This is a genomic window from Enterococcus sp. AZ109, assembly GCF_051714625.1.
Lineage (GTDB): Bacteria > Bacillota > Bacilli > Lactobacillales > Enterococcaceae > Enterococcus_A.
The window spans coordinates 1,802,851-1,820,523 of sequence record NZ_JBIOSF010000001.1 but is presented as its reverse complement, the minus strand read 5'-3'; the positions used below and the strand labels follow the sequence as shown (position 1 = coordinate 1,820,523).

At 43.0% G+C, this 17,673-nt stretch carries 18 protein-coding genes; 6 read left to right on the top strand and 12 right to left on the bottom strand.

The genetic code is table 11. The features are described 5' to 3' along the window. The first annotated feature begins 88 nt into the window (after positions 1-88). The 3 genes from IGI42_RS08645 (at position 89) to IGI42_RS08635 (ending at position 2,765) form a co-directional block, all read left to right on the top strand. Complete coding sequence (locus IGI42_RS08645; protein ID WP_438715439.1) at positions 89-280, top strand: helix-turn-helix transcriptional regulator; 192 nt, start codon at positions 89-91, stop codon at positions 278-280. A gap of 153 nt (positions 281-433) precedes the next feature. Continuing rightward, entirely contained in the window at positions 434-1,705 is a 1,272-nt protein-coding gene (locus tag IGI42_RS08640) for a PTS galactitol transporter subunit IIC (protein WP_438715438.1), read from the top strand. Positions 1,706-1,718: 13 nt separating this feature from the next. Then, positions 1,719-2,765: a galactitol-1-phosphate 5-dehydrogenase gene (locus IGI42_RS08635; protein ID WP_438715437.1), complete on the top strand. Its 1,047-nt coding sequence runs from the start codon at positions 1,719-1,721 to the stop codon at positions 2,763-2,765. Between the two features lie 13 nt (positions 2,766-2,778). On the opposite strand, the gene IGI42_RS08630 is transcribed toward IGI42_RS08635, so the two are convergent. The 5 genes from IGI42_RS08630 to IGI42_RS08610 all read right to left on the bottom strand — a co-directional run bounded on the left by IGI42_RS08630 (position 2,779) and on the right by IGI42_RS08610 (position 7,088). Next, entirely contained in the window at positions 2,779-3,018 is a 240-nt protein-coding gene (locus tag IGI42_RS08630) for a hypothetical protein (RefSeq protein ID WP_438715436.1), read from the bottom strand. Between the two features lie 27 nt (positions 3,019-3,045). After that, the gene (locus tag IGI42_RS08625) at positions 3,046-3,681 is read right to left on the bottom strand and encodes a hypothetical protein (RefSeq protein WP_438715435.1); all 636 of its coding nucleotides are present in this window, start codon (positions 3,679-3,681) and stop codon (positions 3,046-3,048) included. A 48-nt stretch (positions 3,682-3,729) separates the two neighbouring features. Beyond that, positions 3,730-4,251 (bottom strand): hypothetical protein, encoded by a 522-nt coding sequence (locus IGI42_RS08620; protein ID WP_438715434.1) that lies wholly within the window; start codon positions 4,249-4,251, stop codon positions 3,730-3,732. Positions 4,252-4,264: 13 nt separating this feature from the next. Further along, positions 4,265-6,427 (bottom strand): hypothetical protein, encoded by a 2,163-nt coding sequence (locus tag IGI42_RS08615; RefSeq protein ID WP_438715433.1) that lies wholly within the window; start codon positions 6,425-6,427, stop codon positions 4,265-4,267. Between the two features lie 343 nt (positions 6,428-6,770). Continuing rightward, positions 6,771-7,088, bottom strand: coding sequence for a helix-turn-helix domain-containing protein (locus tag IGI42_RS08610; RefSeq protein ID WP_438715432.1), 318 nt, complete (start codon positions 7,086-7,088; stop codon positions 6,771-6,773). A gap of 140 nt (positions 7,089-7,228) precedes the next feature. Between IGI42_RS08610 and IGI42_RS08605 the strand changes: the two genes are divergently transcribed. Then, a complete protein-coding gene (locus tag IGI42_RS08605; RefSeq protein WP_438715431.1) occupies positions 7,229-7,447 on the top strand; it encodes a helix-turn-helix domain-containing protein in 219 nt (72 codons plus the stop codon). A 92-nt stretch (positions 7,448-7,539) separates the two neighbouring features. Then, positions 7,540-8,592, top strand: a complete 1,053-nt coding sequence (locus tag IGI42_RS08600; RefSeq protein ID WP_438715430.1) for an alcohol dehydrogenase catalytic domain-containing protein — start codon at positions 7,540-7,542, stop codon at positions 8,590-8,592. 46 nt (positions 8,593-8,638) lie between these two features. On the opposite strand, the gene IGI42_RS08595 is transcribed toward IGI42_RS08600, so the two are convergent. Continuing rightward, positions 8,639-10,162, bottom strand: a complete 1,524-nt coding sequence (locus tag IGI42_RS08595; RefSeq protein ID WP_438715429.1) for an LPXTG cell wall anchor domain-containing protein — start codon at positions 10,160-10,162, stop codon at positions 8,639-8,641. 222 nt (positions 10,163-10,384) lie between these two features. On the opposite strand from IGI42_RS08595, the gene IGI42_RS08590 reads away from it, so the two are divergent. Beyond that, on the top strand, positions 10,385-11,941 hold the full coding sequence (locus IGI42_RS08590; RefSeq protein WP_438715428.1) for a WD40/YVTN/BNR-like repeat-containing protein: 1,557 nt from the start codon (positions 10,385-10,387) through the stop codon (positions 11,939-11,941). 280 nt (positions 11,942-12,221) lie between these two features. On the opposite strand, the gene IGI42_RS08585 is transcribed toward IGI42_RS08590, so the two are convergent. The 6 genes from IGI42_RS08585 to IGI42_RS08560 all read right to left on the bottom strand — a co-directional run bounded on the left by IGI42_RS08585 (position 12,222) and on the right by IGI42_RS08560 (position 17,410). Further along, a complete protein-coding gene (locus tag IGI42_RS08585; RefSeq protein ID WP_438715427.1) occupies positions 12,222-12,953 on the bottom strand; it encodes an amino acid ABC transporter ATP-binding protein in 732 nt (243 codons plus the stop codon). Next, the gene (locus IGI42_RS08580) at positions 12,892-13,659 is read right to left on the bottom strand and encodes an amino acid ABC transporter permease (protein ID WP_438715426.1); all 768 of its coding nucleotides are present in this window, start codon (positions 13,657-13,659) and stop codon (positions 12,892-12,894) included. Before IGI42_RS08580 ends, IGI42_RS08585 begins: the two co-directional genes overlap by 62 nt. Further along, positions 13,660-14,355 (bottom strand): amino acid ABC transporter permease, encoded by a 696-nt coding sequence (locus tag IGI42_RS08575; RefSeq protein WP_438715425.1) that lies wholly within the window; start codon positions 14,353-14,355, stop codon positions 13,660-13,662. Positions 14,356-14,369: 14 nt separating this feature from the next. Further along, a complete protein-coding gene (locus IGI42_RS08570; protein ID WP_438715423.1) occupies positions 14,370-15,230 on the bottom strand; it encodes a transporter substrate-binding domain-containing protein in 861 nt (286 codons plus the stop codon). Next, the gene (locus IGI42_RS08565; protein WP_438715422.1) at positions 15,227-16,222 is read right to left on the bottom strand and encodes a uroporphyrinogen decarboxylase family protein; all 996 of its coding nucleotides are present in this window, start codon (positions 16,220-16,222) and stop codon (positions 15,227-15,229) included. The genes IGI42_RS08570 and IGI42_RS08565 overlap by 4 nt, the downstream gene beginning before the upstream one ends. 264 nt (positions 16,223-16,486) lie before the next feature. Beyond that, positions 16,487-17,410: a LysR family transcriptional regulator gene (locus IGI42_RS08560; protein ID WP_438715421.1), complete on the bottom strand. Its 924-nt coding sequence runs from the start codon at positions 17,408-17,410 to the stop codon at positions 16,487-16,489. Positions 17,411-17,673 lie beyond the last annotated feature (263 nt).

The window sequence follows — 17,673 nt, the reverse complement described above, 5'->3', positions numbered from 1 at the left end:
TCAAAAAGAGTAATTTCATATTGACGAGCGTCATTTTGAGGAGTAGTATAAAAGTACGCAAAATGACACATTTCGAAAAGGTGGTTCTATGACTAACTGGTTACGAAAAATTCGGTTGGAAAAAAAGCTGACGCAGGAACAAGTCGCCAAACGAGCCAATATCCCCCGAACGACCTATTCCTCGATCGAACAAGGGAGACGTAGACCTTCCGTTCGAAATGCTATGCGAATCGCGTCGATTCTTGAATTTGATTGGACGCTTTTTTTTGAAAAGAAATGACGCAAAACGACACTTCTCACGAAATTCTTTCCACCCTAATTCTACTCAAAACCCCAGGGTGATTGGAATATAAATCAGGAAACGGAGGACAATCTATAGAGAAAATAAAAGGTTATTTCTACCAATAATAAAGGGAAAAAAGGAGGAGTTTTTTTGAAAGCGGTTAATGATGTGGTGCAGTACATTTTGAATTTGGGTCCGACGGTGATGCTGCCGATTATGATTTTGATCATTGCACTTATTTTTAAGGTGCCCTTTGGCAAGGCATTGAAGTCTGGTTTGACGATTGGGATTGGTTTTGTCGGGATTAACTTAGTCATTGGGGTCTTATCGGATAACTTGGGTCCGGCAGCGCAAGCGATGGTGGAGCGGTTTGGCTTTCATTTAACCGTGATTGATACAGGATGGCCGTCTGCGGCTTCGGCGGCATGGGCGGCGCCGGTCTCAGCGATTTTGATTCCGATTTGCGTGCTGGTGAATTTATTGTTGCTGTTTACGAAGGTGACCAAGACGCTGGATATTGATTTGTGGAATTATTGGCATTTTATCGCAGCGGGGGCGACAGGCTACATTGTCACCGATGGAAATTGGTTCTTTGCGATTCTTTGTGCGATTTTGTACGAGATTGCTTGTCTATTGATTGCCGATAAGACTGCGCCGCTGGTGGCAGAATTTTATGGGTTAGATGGGATTAGTTTGCCGACGGGGTCGACGGCGGCTTTTGGCTTGATTGGGATTCCGGTGGGGATCTTGATTGGGAAGATTCCGGGGATTAATAAGCTGCATGCTGATCCGGAGTCGATTCAAAAGCGCTTTGGCATATTTGGTGAACCGATGATGATGGGGATTATTATTGGTGCCGTGATTGCTACGCTAGGTGGTTATGGTGTGGGGGACATTATGAAGATGGGAATCAACATGGGTGCGGTGATGTTTCTTATGCCGCGTATGGTGAAGATTCTGATGGAAGGGTTGATTCCGATCTCAGAAGCGGCACGGGATTTTTTGCAGCAGCGTTATGGGGATCGGGAGATTTATCTAGGAATGGATGCGGCAGTAACGACGGGACATCCGGCGAATTTGGCAACGGGTCTGCTGCTAGTGCCGATTACATTGTTTATTGCGGTGATTTTGCCGGGGAATCAGGTGTTGCCGTTTGGGGATTTAGCGACGATTCCTTTTTATGTTTCCTTGATTGTGGCTAATCGGAAGGGGAACATTATTCAATCGGTCATTGCCGGGACGATCGTAATCGCTTTTGCGTTATGGATGGCAACGAACTTTGCGCCGGTGCATACGGAAATGATGCGAGGGGTTTACGAGTTTCCTGAAGGGGCTTCTCAGCTGTCTTCGTTGGATATGGGCGGTAATGTGTTGAACTGGATTATTTTAAAATTTGCGCAGCTAGTTTCGGGCGTCTTATAAAAGGAGCAGTGACATGAGGGCAGGATTATTGATCGGGTTAAATGAATTTGAGGTACGGGAAATTGAGAAGCCGGTACCGGGTCCCAACGAGGTATTGATTCAGGTCAAAGCAGCAGGGATTTGTGGATCGGATATTCATAAGATGCAAAGTAAATGGAACTATCCGCTACCCATGATTATGGGGCATGAGTTTGCTGGAGTAGTAGAGGAAGTCGGTATGGCGGTTGGAAAAGTTCAGGCAGGGGATCGTGTAGCGGTGGCACCGCTGATCCCTTGTCGCTCCTGTTCGTATTGCAAGGCTGGAAAGTATCAGTTGTGTGAGCACTACACCATGATCGGTTCTCAGCGTTACGGCGGTTTTGCGGAGTATGTGACGGTGCCGAAGGAAAATGTGTTGAAGATTGGGCAAAAGCTTTCTTTTGAAGAAGCAGCGATGATCGAACCGCTGGCGGTAGCGGCGCATGGTGTGATGGGCTTAGATGTTCAACTGGGCGACACGGTAGCGGTGTTTGGTTTAGGAACGATTGGGATTTTGAGTGTACAGTGGCTACGCTTGGCCGGGGCGAAGAAAATAATTGGGATCGATCTGGACCAGAACAAGCTGTATGATTCACTGGAATATGGGGTGACCGATACCATCAATGTGATGCGGGAACCGTTGGAGGAGCGGATTTTCGAATTAACCAATGGGTTAGGCGTCGATATTGCACTGGAATGTGCGGGTTCCGTGATTACCGAGGAACAGTGTCTATTAGTGACGAAAAAAGGGGGCAAAATCGGTTATCAAGGGATTGCTTATTCTGATGTGATGATGCGGCAAAAAGCCTTTGAAAATATTTTCCGCCGAGAGTATTCGATTAAAGGTTTTTGGAATTCTTATTCGGCGCCGTTTCCCGGTAAGGAGTGGCAGCATGCCATCGATTTTCTCACTTTAGGGCGAATGGAAGTAAAAAGTTTGATCTCTCATCGCTTTGCGCTGGATCAAATTCAGGCGGCCTTTGATTTAACCGTGCAACGTAAGAAAAGCTTTAACAAGGTGATGATTCTTCCGAGGAAATAAAAAAAGAGCAAAATCAGTCATTGATTTTGCTCTTTGATGCTTGGTGTCTTAACCAGATGGCTAGCAGCACTAGCAGAATACCTAGTAAAGAAAAAATATAACCCTGCGTAAGTTCACCAGTTTTAGGGAAATAGTGCTGCTGCACGGTATAGTGGGGAACAAGTTGCTCGATTACTTCCGTTGGGGCAGCTTGTTCTCCTATGTCTTCTGGGGGGATTCCTAACTGACCGTGGATCTGAATATCATTCTCCATAGTGCAATCTCACCCTTCGTTAAAGGATTAGCTCCATTTTACTGCATCGAATTTAAGATCCAATGTGTAGTCTACTTGTAATTGAGACGCAGCAGTTGCGCTACCAGTGTACGTGAAGGTTGCTTTGTTATTCACAGGTGTTGCAGCTGGGTCGCTGGCTAGTTGTTGATTTTGGTTGTTGGCTAAAGTGATCAATGGTGAATTAACAGAGCCTGCCAAGTCGCCGTTAGCAATCAAGCTAGTAGAAGCCGTCGTTGCAGCATTTTCCGAAGTACCTGATACTGCTAAGTTCAAGTTAAAGTCTTCTGGCAAGGTTGGGTTTTGGCTGCCTGCTGTGAAGCCAGTTGCTGTCACTTTGACCGGACGACCGGAGTTGTTGACGATGGCATACGTTGGTGCTTTGATGTCTTTTTCGCCGGCTGTGTTGTAAAAGATCGTTCTTGTTGGCACAGTGACATTGATCCAGTTTTTATCTTCTTCTGGGATATTGGCATCAGGATCGGTATTATCTGCACCAAGGGTTCCGTTAACTTCGATCTCGGCAGTAGATTCACCGTTGATGGTTTGTTGACTATTGCTTTCGGTTCCGTCTGCTGCTAGGGCAAAAGGTGCTGCACCTAAGGCAACGCCGGCTGTTAATAAAATAGCTAGTACTTTTTTCATACTGTTTTTTCCTCCTATATATATAAACAAATAATTGTGTTACCAAATTTAATTCACGGAAATCGTGACGCCTGCGGATACTTCCCCTTGTTTGCTCTTAGTTTGGGGGTCGTACAGGCTAAATAAAGCAGTGGTATCATGGGTGCCTTTTTTCAGCGGTGTATCCAGCTGAATTTGGCTAATTTCTTCTCCGGGTAAAATAGCACCTGAAGTATAGATAATTTCCCCTGTTTGGTCATCGATGATCTCAACGTTGATGGGATAAACATTGTTTTCAGGATTCTTAATGGGCAAGGTTCCTTGTTGCGTGTTGCCATTAATAGCTGCTTCTGAAGCGATCATCATATTGAAATTACTGGCATCGGCGGTCTGCTGGGCAAGATCCGCCAGCTCTTGATCAGACATTTTCTGGGCATCTTTTCCTTCTGGTAAAAAATCGCCACTAATGACTGACATTGCTTGAGGTTCCGATGCTAAAAAGAAATGGTACACACCGTAACCGCCGACAAGCAGTAGGAAAAGGGCTAAAAGCAAGAGCCACTTTTTCTTCTTCTTCTTTTTCTCTTCCATGGAAGGCCTCCTTTTAATTAAGTGATGAGACAGCAAAGGTAAAGCGATAGTTGACAGCTTGAGGACCAATCATGGGACCTGAATAGTTTCCACTCAAGTACAGCTGTGCTTGAGCATCGCTTTCCCAAAAAGAATTCAAGAAAACAGCGTCACCTTCTACCGGTTCATTTTCGGTGAGTGGACCTAGCGTGATCGCTTGCTTGCTGTCGCTTGTTTCGGCAATCAGTGACAAGATGAGCTCCTGTTTCTGGGTAGTGAATTGTTTGACTAAGGAGATGTTCTGGGTGCTGCTTGGATCGCTAGTGACCTTTGTCAGGTCAACGGCGACCGGAACATTTCCAGTATTTTGCATACTATAAGCGGCTAAATTTTGGTCTTTGCCGAATTTCCCAGGGATCGGACTAGTAAAGTGAAGCCCATCAGGAAACTGTACTTGGATAAAGCGCGGTACCTCAGCAGTAGTTTCCTGCCAAGGACTATTTAAGCGATAGCCGGGTATCCGCTGATCGTCTAATCGGGCATATAAATAGTAATTTCCGGCAAGTAACTGCTGGAAGACATGTTGGGTTGCGGCTCCGGTATTCCCAGAATTTTCTGGCAAGGTTAGGTCCGCTGATTCAACGACTCCTTGTTCAACACCAGCTTGTTCAATACTAGCTTGGGCATCTTTCGTGGTGATATCGGCACCCGTGTACAGAGCATTTTTTGCTAATTTGTACTGTACGTTGCGACTGGAGGTAGTTACTGGTGTTACTTCCTCGATTTGTGCGATTAAGCTGCTAATGCCCGTTCCCGTTTCAGGAGTAGCCGAACTATTAGTGAGACTAGGGTAGCGGGCGTAAGCCACGGAATAGCCGTTGCCAATATTCCCAGAGGAAACGGTAGTGCTAGTGTTTGGATTTATCCTCGGCTGGTAAATATTTTGTCCCCCTGCGGTTAAATACTCGATACCGTAAGTAAAGCTGTCCGCATCTGTTCGTCGGAAGACTGGACGCATGTTGCTTAATACCTGTTTGGCTGCGTCGGTCGCATCAAAGACTACGTAATCAGGCGAGTTCAGGTTAATTGTGGGGCTATTTCCACTAAAGCTGTTCACATCTGTCGTAAAATGCCCGATCGCATCCTTGCCAAAGTTCATTGTTAGAGCACCCGTACACAAGGTGGCATTACTAGAAGGTGACTTTGATCCATAAATCGTCTTGTAGGAAAAGTTCCCTTGCTCCTGAACATTCAGCGTAGCATTGTCATAAAACAGATAAGGTTTGCTAGATTCGATGGAAAGGGACGCTTGATTTTCCACCGTAACAACTTGACTGGCACCCCAAAACACGGCAGTAGCGTCAGGTGAATCATTGTAAACCGTCGTATCACTGCCCGCTGCAAAAATCGTTTGACGATAGCCTTCGACAAATTCTCCACCGTAATAGGAACCCGAAGAGTAGAACGTATTTTTCCCTTTGAAGGTCAACGTATTTCCGGCGCCGTTATTTCCCCAGAAGGGCTGGCTGCCGATTTGGATATTGTAAGCCACATTTTCTACTGTAAAGTTGATATTGGTATTTTGGATATACAGAATACCGTAGTAGGTGCTGTTAGGGTAAGTGTCATTGCCAAAGGTTAGGTTTTTATAAGTAACGTTGATATTGTTGGCATAGGTACTAAAGTGGGCGGTTCCGAAGCTTCTGCCTGCATATAAGAAGGCATGCCCATTCCCATCGATTACGGTACTTTTTCTAATATTAATAGATGTAGTATTGTATACAATATCGTTTTGCAGCTGTATGTATTGCGTTGTCTGACCACTTGCTAAGGGTGTAGTTAGCACATCGGCTAATTCTTGGTAGGTTGTCACCAGATAGGGACTTTCTTCGGTGCCGCTGCCAAGTGCACGCTGGGCTGTACTAGGTGTTGATTCGTTTTCGCTAAGGGACTCGCTCGATTCTGCCGTGGACGGGACACTTGTGGATGCTTCAGTAGGGTTAATAGTAGACGGTGTTTCTATACTTTCAGTCGAAGTTTCTAGGCTGCTTGTTGGTTCCTCGGAGTCATGCAGACTGGAAGATTCCTCCATAGTTGAAGAAGTGGTACTTGTTGCTGTTTCTTCTGCCCAAGCGGAAGTTGCCGTACCCTGAAGTAGCAAGAGAATGATAATAAGTAATGGTATTCCTTTTTTCACGCCACACCTCCCAAGCGAAAAATGATTAAATAACTTATTTTCGTGATAAATCATCACGGAGATTTGATTTTAGCTGAAAAAATGACTAAGGAAAACGATTTTTTTCTTATTTAAAGAAAAAATTAATATTTAGTTGACTTAAAATGATAATTGACTCATCTTTTTGTGGGTAAAATATCGATTTAAATAGATAGAAATATGTGTATACTATAATTAACCCATAATATTTCGAGCAATAGTAATGAAATGAATTATTTGCATGGTTTTTAGTAGATGTGGGATCTTGGCAAAATAGAGAGGGAAGCAGAAAAAGCCCTCGTCAAGCGTGACGAGGGAAGAGGTATTATTCTTTTGACGGTGGATTCTTTTGCTTAATAAATTCAATATAATTAATGATGTCTTCTAGTTGTTCTTCAATAATATGTTCATCTAGATGTGCCGCGATTCGATCTGCCGGATGGATCGTGTCGTCTTCAAAGTAAGAGATAGATACACCTAGAGCTTTAGCTAATTTTTTGACTGTTTCAAGTGTGGGGTCCTTTCGTTCGCCTCTTTCAAATCGTGAGATGTTTGAAGCACTTACTCCAGATTTTAAAGCAAGCTGGTTTACACCAAATCCTTTTGAGTTGCGCAAGGCTTTTAGTTTCGTTCCAAAGTCCATTCAGAAAGCTCCCTTCTTCATTATTACTATATAGCCAATTGGCAACAATTACAAAAGACATTTAAAAATATTTAGAAAAAGTATTGCCTTATGTCAATCTTAGTTTTATATTATTGACATAAGGCAACGGAGGTGGAAGAATGAAAATTGTATTAAAAAAGACAAATTTGAAGTACATGATGCGTGAAAATGGTGATGATGTTTACTCGCTGGCAACTAGAATGAATGTTCCTCCGTCGACGATCTATCGCATTTTTAATGGCGATCGGGGCGTAGGCAGTCAAATGATTGCAAAATTATTATTGGCATATGACCTGTCGGAGCAAGATTTTTATCGACTGTTTATGATTAGTCCATAGTTCTCTTAGCAAATTCTTTAAGCAACATACGTGAAGGACGTCATACAAAAATGCAACTTAGTAGACTAAAGTGAGGAAGAAGGTAGTTTCAGGTGAAAGCCGCATTATTAACCCGTTCCACCCATTTTTCCATCTGTGAAGTAAGTCGACCTATTCCGCACAAAAAAGAAGTGCTGATCAAGGTAGTGGCAGTTAGTATTAGTGATTTGGACGTATTTAAAATTGCAAGTGAAACTATACACAACCAATCAACAATTATGGGTCACCGATTTTCAGGTGTGATTGCTGAAGTAGGTAGTGAAGTCCAGGCTTTTAAAGTGAATGATCGGGTGACTGCTATCCCTTTTATGCCGTGTGGAAAGTGTCAGGACTGTCGATCAGGCAATCATCACTGGTGTGAGCAAGGGCAGACACTTGGACAGCATCAAGACGGTGCCTTTGCAGAATACGTAGTGGTCCCAGAAGCAAATGTGCTGAATATTAACCGCCTAACTTTTGAAGAAGGGGCATTATTGGAAGCTGTAGCCAGAGCAGCTCATGGAATCAAAAAACTACGGGTAGAACCAGAAGATTGTGTTGCCGTATTTGGTTTGCATTCCATCGGACTTTTAACGGTTCAATGGCTGCGACAAATGGGTGTAAAACAAATTATCGGCTTGGATACGGATCTGAATAACATTCAGGAAGCAAAAAAGCATGGTGTTACTCACACAGTTAATTTGCTGCGTGAATCAGCCGAGGATCTGATTTTTGAATGGACCCTTGGAGCAGGTGTGGATATTTCCATAGAAACAACCGGCTCCGTGATCAGTGAAGAACGTTGTTTGCTGGTGACGAAAAAAGGGGGATCTATCGGTTATTATGGTTTGGCCCCCTCTAATATGATGCTGCGCCAGCAGGCATTTAAAAATATTTTCCAGCGTGAATATACCCTTAAAGGTTTAGGAGATGCCTATTCAGCACCTTTTCCGGGGAGCGAATGGCGAGAATCGATTGCCTTGATTGAACAAAAGCTGATTGATCCTGCTGCGTTGATTGCACGCCGTTTTACGTTGGATGCCATTCAGGAAGCCTTTGACTTGGCGATGACTAAAGATACAGTTAATTGGCAGCTTCTAGTTGCTTCGACAGAAGAATGCTTGTAAAAAAAGGACAACTACCTAACTGGCAGTTGTCCTTTTGAATATCCTATTACGCTTTTTTACTTTTCTTCTTCCAGAAAAGAAATGCAGCTGCAGCAATGACAATTACACCAATGATAATCAAATAGTTAGATGACGTGCTACCTGTCTTAGGCAAGGTTTTTGCCGATGGTTTCGCATAGGTTTTAGGTGTACTTGTCGTTTTTTTAGGAGTAGTGGTAGGAACAGGTTGCTCCTGTTTCTTCACTTCGCCAATCGTAATAATACTCGTCGCAGTTAGTTGACCGTCCGTATAAGTCACGTGATATCTTCCAGGCAGTGAGCGGTTAATGGTATCAATTCCGCCTTTGTCGTTATTCTCGGTCGATAAGCGCAAGCCTTGATTGATGGCTTCTTGCTCGGTCATTACCGAGATATTTGCTAGGTTGGCCTTGCTTAATAATTCGTGCAGGTCAATGTGATACACTTCAGCGCCTGCAACAACGTACACGTAATCGGTAGTGATCGAAACTTTTAAGTTGTTAATGTCGCCAGTGTACTTTGCAAGACCTAATAAGTCTGCATTGTTCAGGTATTTACCTACTTCAACAGGGAACGTTTGGTCTGCTACTTCAAGTTTTAAAGGATCAGGTGTTGGGACGGGATCGACAATTGTTTGATCTTCTCTTTGAACGGTTATTTCGTTATTCGATACAGCTCCCTCCACAGATAGGGTAACGTTGTATTTTCCAGGCAATGATAAATTTATTTTTTCAATCTGTTTAGTGTCGTCAGGTGCAGCGGATAACCCTTCTATCACAGCCTGGTGTTCAGTTAAAACATTAATCTTATCAACTGTAGTAGTTGCCAACAGAGCATTTAAATCATGGTGATAAGTGGTGCTATCTTTTGCAGAATACACTGTTTGAGAATAAAGCTCGATAGTGATACCAGTTTTATCGCCATCATAAGCTACTTGCTCAAGAAGCTCGGCTTTAGTTAATATTTTGCCATTCTGAACTTTATAAGTGGTAGTAGTTAAGCTAGGATCAGCTTTTTGATTAGGACTTTGATTCGGATCAGCTACTACTGGGACGGGTGTTGTTTTGATTGGCAACATCTCTGGCACAGCTTCGCTAGTAAAGAATGCAGCTGGTTCAGCAATCTCCTCGGGCATATCCACTTTAGGTATTTTTACTTCGTGGGTTCCTTGCTCATCGGTATAAGAAACCTGCATACTTTCATTTTCCGTTAACGCAGCAAAAGCTTCAGGATCTTTCTTGGCTTGCTCAATATAGGATTGTTTTAATTCCTCAGCTTTCTTACGGGCTTCTTTGTTAGGTGTGACTACTTTATCGATGAAGTCTTTTCTCGCAGCGGCTCTTCTTTTTGATGTACTTCCAACGGGTACCCATTTCCCATTTTCGTACTTGAAGGTATCTACACCATCACCGACATCTCGATTCCACGTACTTGCATTTTCAATTACTGGTTCGTTTGGTTTTTCTACTGAATTGTACGTTGCAGCGTGCACTGAAACAGCACTAGTCAGGAAAAACGATGCGATTACCATTAAACCAACAAACTTTTTCATAGGTTCTCCTCCTTATAGCATGCTTTTCCATCATTACTGAAGGGGCAGCAATTTTTTTCATAAATTATCCCTCAACATTATTATACCTATTTCTTGAGATAAACACAAAATAGATTCTAAATTTCGAAAAAATACTTTATTCCTAAAGAATATGTAAGATGGCTGTTCATTATTAAGGTTTTGGCGCATACTAATAAAAACATTTTATGTATAGGAGATACGATGAATCCTGAACTATTTATTATTGAATTACTGTCTTCCAAGGAAAAACTGATAGCCTATGATAAAGAGACCCGTCAGAAGAACCTAATAGCAATTGTGGGTTACTTAATTGGGACAAGTCTGCTGTTTATTGGTTTTGCTAGCCTTGTGTACCGGATATTTGGCTGGCGTCTTCGCTCAATTACTGGCAGCTATATTTTCGAAGGGATTTATTATTTTTCCCTCACGATTGGTATCGTCAGTAGTGTAATTTTGCTGGTTCTGTTGATAAAAAATATACTTGCTGGTTTGTTGCTGGCGCAGTCTTTTAATCGCTGGCTGGAAAAGAATGTAAAGAAGATGCTGAAGGTTTCTAAGGTGTATCAAGAAAAAGATTTTTACTACTTAGCGAGTGAAACAAAAACACCTAAAATACGCTTAACAAAGGCTGCTTGTACCGAGCTGACCACTACGTTAGATGATTTTACTATTATAATAGGAAGAAAGTCGCAATTTCCCGGGATTGGGTCCAATCAATTGTTCCTGCTAAAGGGGGAGCCGCCACTGATGCCGCAAACTTTTTCTAAAGTAAATGTGTTTAATCAAAGAGTCATTTTATTGTTAGCGGGTCTCTTTCTTTTATCGATGGCAGGGGTCACTTACTATGAGACGAGTCGTTATTACCAAAACTTTTACGGCAGTTATTCAGAAGATGCTACCACCTATTCCTCCAGTAGTGAAGTAAGATTGGATGCCTCAGGACTATTGTCTCAGCAAGGCAGCCCACCAGACTATCCAATTAGTCAAACCAATCAACTGGAGCTTGTTTCTGATAGCAATGAATTGTACATGACCACTGATAGCGGCAATACTTGGTCTTTTATCCCATTAAAGCCTGAATGGCTGCGCTTTGGCAGTTACTTACTGACAAGTGGTGAGATTCCGTTGGGCTACTGGATGGACAAGACCTACGAGATTTCTCCTGATTTTTCGTGGTTCATCTATTCGCAAAATGAGCAAGAGCTGGCATTTTTATCGTCAACCGACAACGGACAGACTTGGCAGCAATCACTGGTGACCGATACGATGCGTGGGGCTCGTTATCGTAAAGCAACTTTCTTTGGCAATGGTAGTGGTGTGCTCGTCTATTCAACTATTTCGCCGGAAGTTTCCTCAGAAGGCTTGATGATTTACCACACCAATGATTTTGGTCAAACCTGGAATCAAAGCAACAGCACGACAATTAGCCAACCCGTCCAAAATGTCAGCTTTGTCAACCCGACATTAGGCTTTGTTTCAACCCGGGAGCACGTGTACTACACTAATAACGCAGGTAGTTCCTTTAAAGAATCAGTGATTACGATCCCAGAAGGTTATCAGACCGGAGGGTTAGATATTTTCCAATCGCCCAATGAGGTGATTCAAGTGAGTACTAATTTACTGGAAACGAGATTTTATTTACTGAATATGGGTGAGATTGATTATGGAAAGATGTTTGCCTTTCGGTATCAATCGACTGACAACGGACAGACTTGGCAACTTGTCGAGCAGCTCTCTCAAGTAGAGCAGACGGATTAACAAAATACGCTAAAATTCAACTATAAGCTAGATTCATACAATAATGACCAAGCCTGCCACACCGTGTGGGCTCATTTTTCAAACAAACAATTGAACTAGCTTATCGAGACACTCTATAAATGGGCATATAGCGCAGAAACCGTGCTGGTGGATAAAAGAATTCGGTAACATAGGTCTCGGTATCCCAGCTATCGGACTTGTGCTAATTCACTCATACCAATAATATTCGACAAATTAGAAAAGGTGAGACGCTTAGTTGAATTAAGCAGCTCACCTTTTTTTAACTGATCCTTGCTAAAAATCGTTTGGTTCGTTCTTCCTTGGGGGCTGCGAAGAATTCTTTTGGTGCACCTTCTTCGATGATACGCCCTTCGTCCATGAACACTACATGGCTGGCAATTTCTCTGGCAAAGCCCATTTCGTGAGTAACTACGACCATCGTGATTCCTTCTTTAGCTAGTTGACGCATCACTTGCAACACGTCACCAATCAACTCAGGGTCCAAAGCGGAAGTCGGCTCATCAAACAACAAGACATCAGGTTTCACGGCAATTGCTCGAGCAATGCCGATTCGCTGTTGCTGACCACCGGACAATTCATGAGGATAATAGTTTTCATGGCTAGACAGCCCAACTTTGGCAATGGCTTCACGAGCCGTCGGCAAAGCCTGAGCCTTTGGAATTTTGCGAGCAATAATTAATCCTTCTAGGACATTTTCTAACGCCGTTTTATTGGCAAAAAGATTGTAATGCTGAAAGACAAAGGCGGTCTTTTTCCGCAGGTTCAAGATTTCCTTCGTGGAGATTTTAGCCAAATCATAGGTAGTATCTGCCAGAGTGAGTTCACCGCTATCGGCTTTTTCTAGTCCGTTCAAGCAACGCAGAAACGTTGTTTTTCCTGAACCGCTGGGACCTAAGATGACGATGACATCTCCTTGATTGACTTGCAGGCTAACGTCGTTTAAAACTGATTGCTGCTGAAAGCTTTTGTGAATGTGGGTAGCGTTTAACATGCGTTTGCTCCTTTCTGGCTGGACGATGAGAAATTCGATGTTGAACCAATGTGAATAATCCTTGGATCGCACCGCATAGTAATAAGTAGACGATGAAAATAACGAAATAGGCTTCAAAATAATGATAACCATAAGCTGCCTGTACGCGAGCAATGGCAGTGATGTCTTGGACAGTCATAACGAATACTAATGAAGTCCCCTTCACCAAGTTAATCAGCAGATTACATAAATTCGGTAACGCTGAAACCAATGCCTGAGGGAAAACAATTCGGCGATAGGTTTGCCAGGTGCTCAGACCAATCGCTTGGCCGGCTTCTAGCTGTCCTTTATCTACTGTCATCAAAGCGGAACGGAAAACCTCTGATAGGCTGGCAGTAGTCAGAAAGCCAAAGACAATAAATGCGTAAAAGATTGGATTAAAAGAGAAAACATCAATGGAACTGCCAATTTGTTGCATAAAGACATTCAGGATACTAGGCAATAGGCTGTAAAAAAAGAGAATCAGTAAAATCGGCGGCGTTGCCCGCACAAAAGCAAGATACACCATAGAAAAAGCCGTCACACCTTTCACTTGATGAATTCGTGCTAAGGCCAAAAGTAAAGCGGGCACAAAGCTTAGGGCAAACGCAACGCCCATGATAGCTAGGGTAGTCGGAACTCCACGCAGGGTGAGAAAAAAAGTTTCACTAATAAACTGCCAATTCATTTAATGCACTCCCTTCGGTGTCAACAGCCGTTCGGCCGCTTGTGTGGTCAAGGTCAGCACAAAGGCCAGCCCCCAATAAATAATCGCCGCCGCAGTATAGGTTTCCAAAGAATAATTACCAAAGTTGCGGCTGATTAACAGATTTGCGCCGCCTAACACATCAACTAATCCGATGGTGTAGGCCAACGCCGCATCCTTCATTAAATTAAGCAAGGCACTGGAAAAGTTTGGCAAAGCAATCCGTGCTGTTTGCGGTAGTAAGATCCGGTAAAAGGTTTGAAACGGTGATAACCCAATACTGAGGCCAGCCTCCAGTTGTCCTTTAGGAACGGAAGCGTAGGCAGAGGTGAACACTTTGGAAATAATCGCAGCAAACAATAAAATCATGGCGATGACCACAAATAATCCCCGGGACCAGCCGTCTGTTTCAATACCCAGCCACCAGTTAAGGAAGCGAGGGAAGCCGTAAAAAACAATGAATAGCAAAACAATCGGTGGGGTACAACGCAGGACAAAGACATAACTTTCAGCAATTGAGCGTATTGTTTTGTCTTCGGTAAGCAAGCCCCAAGCGATAATACCCCCTAAAAGGGTACCGATTAAAACGGTAACCCCAGCAACCGCAAGGGTTACTGGCAGGTTTGCCAGTAAGCCTGGAAGTACCTGCCAGATACGTGCGGGATCAAATGTAACCATCGAATTCCTCCTTGTTAGTTGGTTTCTTCAATAAATTGAAAGACATCTTCACCAAAATATTCTTCAGATAACGCTTGTAAGGTGCCTTCTTCTTCCAGCTCGCGAATCGCTCCTTCGTAAGCTTTAGCAAATTCTTCGTTTTTGGCATCTCTATGCAGTAATGGGTAAGTCGGGATACCTTTGTAAGGAACATAGGTTAACTGGTCAGCGTATTGATGATAAGCTCCATCTTCCTTTTCAATCGCTTCTTCATAGGAAAGCTTAATATCGAAAAAGGCATCGTAGCGTTTTTCCAAGACCCAAGCATAGGCATCCGCAACATTAAAGGCTTCCGCCGCTGTCAATTGAATTTGCTGATCAGGGTGTTCTTGATTGTACTCATCAATCACATTCCATTGCGCATTTTGCGGGGAAATCGGGACTAGTTTGCCTCCTGTTTTTGCAAACGAGTCGATATCCGTGATTGTATCCGCATCTTCTTGACGAACCGTGAAGCCGATAATGCTGGCACCAATTTTTTCTTTGGGCAGAATGAATTTCTCTGCCCGCTCTTCGGTGTACCAAGCACCCTTGACACCTAGATCATATTTCCCGGATTCTAGTCCGATTAATAAATCATCATCACTGGTCCCAGTAAATTCAAGCTCGTATTGCGGCAATTTCTCATCGACTGCTTTTAATACCTGCACCTCATAACCATCGGATTCTCCAGCATCATTGATGAAATCGTAAGGCACGTAGTTTTGGGTGTGGGCAACTTGAATAGTTGTTACTTGATTTTCGTCGGCTGCGGCCGGTTGATTGTTTTGCCTGACCAATAGCGTTGCCCCGACTACTGCTAAAACAACAACGACACCTGCAATTAGTTTCTTCATCTAACTTCCTCCTTGGTATAAATTGCTTCGCGAACCCATTGCAAATGTTCTAGTGCAATATCGCTAGGCACCGTGCAATCAGCCCCTATAATGACACCAGTTGCTCCAGCTTCATCTATTAAAGCTTGAGTTGCTTGCTGGATTTCGGCTTGATCCCCTCGATATAACAAGCCATCAACTGTATTATCAAAGCCGCCGATAACTGTACGATTAAACAGCGTTTTTCCTTCAAGTAAGGAAACGTCTTCTGGTCCGACTGCCCAATTAACTGCTGCAGATGGGTAATCTTGGTACAAGAACAAATCGTTAGTAGCCCCTTCATAACCGCAAATATGCAAAATGTTATTGGCAGAGGCTTGATTGGCGGCTTGCAACACCGTCAGATCAGAGGAACGGATCGAACGAGCATAATCTTCTGACGAAATGCGCGTATCCTGAACATTTTGAACACTAAAGTAAATACCATCGATATCAGTCTCGGTTAAAACGGCGGTTACTAAGTGGGCAATGTCTTCGGCAATAATTTGTAAGACCTGCTGAGTCAGCAACGGATCTTCTAGTAAGAAATCAGCAAACTGGGCTTCACCGCCAGACAGCTGCCATTTGAAATAAGTCGCTGGAGCGAAGATATTGTAGAAAGACGCGATATCTTCAGTAAATTGGGCTTTTTGTTCCTTAATTAAAGCAACCTGCTGTTGAATCCACGGGTGATCTTTGCCGATCGATTGAATTCCCTTTAAGTCTTCAATACTGTTGGCTTGTGCGATTTGATCGTTAGGGTAATAAAAGAAGCCGTCGCTCATCAATTTAACAAAATCTGGTTGAAATTCTTGGATAAAATCCCGATGTCCACTGATGTTGCGCTCAATTACTGAAGGGATAGGCTGGCGAAGCTGGGCTTCATCCGTAATAAAATGAAACCAAAAACCGACCGGCACACGGGTGACTTCTTTTTGATGCAAGGCACGTAAAACTAATTCTCTTTTTGACATGAAAAACACTCCTTTTTTTATTTAGACCAAAGAAAAGAGGACTTGATTAGGTATCAAGTCCTCTAGCGATTCCCTTAAGAAAATAATGGTGCAGCTCTTCTAAGGGTACGCTAAAGAACACGGCATGCATTGACAAGCCATGTACATTTCTTCAGTTGTCATAACAGTACGATTGACTTTTAACATGCGTGTTCTCCTCCTCGTTTTTGATTGAACTAACTATACCAAGTCAATGGCAGTTTGGATAATTGTTGTTATTGATGGTTAGTCATTGATTTTGTCAATGGATGTGGCGGAATGATCCACGGCTTCTTGCACCTTCTCTAAAAAAAGCGTAGCCATTTCGCTTAAGGAGCGTTGCTGATGATAGACCGCTCCTAAAGTATGGATGGCAGAATCAGCTAAGGGCTTCAAGACAATTTGGTCCTTTGCGAAGCCCTCCACAATTCCTAAGCCTGAAGCATATGCATCTGATCCACACAATAAATTCAACAAAGTGCCGCGATCATTGGTATAGATCACTGATTGGGTAGTAGGGATTTCCAGCGGATCTTCATCAAAATGGGAAAATTCGTACTCCTCTTGGGTAAAGCGGATTTGCGGATAATCAATTAAATCTGTTTCCGTAATCTGATCCTTTTGTGCCAGCGGATGATCTTTTCGCAAAAAAATTTGGGTGACAAATTGTCCTAATGGTTGAAAAATCAATTGCTCTTGCGCAAAGTGACGTTCCAAAGAGCGCTGATTTGTCGGCGTCAAATACAAGATCCCTAGCTCGCTACGAAAGGTTTGCAGGCTTTCAATGATTTTTTGCGTCGTGGTTTCTACTAAATGGAAATTTTGGCAGTCCGCTTGAAATTGCTGAAAGACCGCTAGAAAAGGTTGAGACAAAAAGTCATAATGCTGAGCGGTCACTACAAAGTCTTTTTTCTTATCTGGCTGATACTGGGTCTCTAATAACTCTACCTGAGCAAGAATTCGTTTGGCAGCTACTAAAAATTCGCTGCCGGCTTCGGTTAACCGCACGCCTGACTTAGAACGGTGAAAAAGGATAATTCCTAATGAGCTTTCCAGCTCCTTAATAGAAGTAGACAAGCTAGATTGGGTGACAAATAATTCCTTAGCGGCCTGACTGAAGCTGCCCGCTTCAGCAATCGCCACCGCATAGCGACATTGTTGAAAATTCATAAAATGCTCCTTTCAAGGTAAAAGAAAAGAGGACTTGATAAGTATCAAGTCCTCTAGCGAGTATCTGACTATTTGGCCAGCTACAGGTACGCCAAAGAACATGATGCGCAAAGACACATCATGTGTTGGCAATTTGCTGCTGGCAATACGAATAAGTAATCTCTGTTCATCCTGTTCACATCCTTCGTTAAAATATTATGAAAATAATAGCACATTTTTAATCGTAATCAAATAGAAAGTTTCGTGAGAGAAATGTCTAGCTG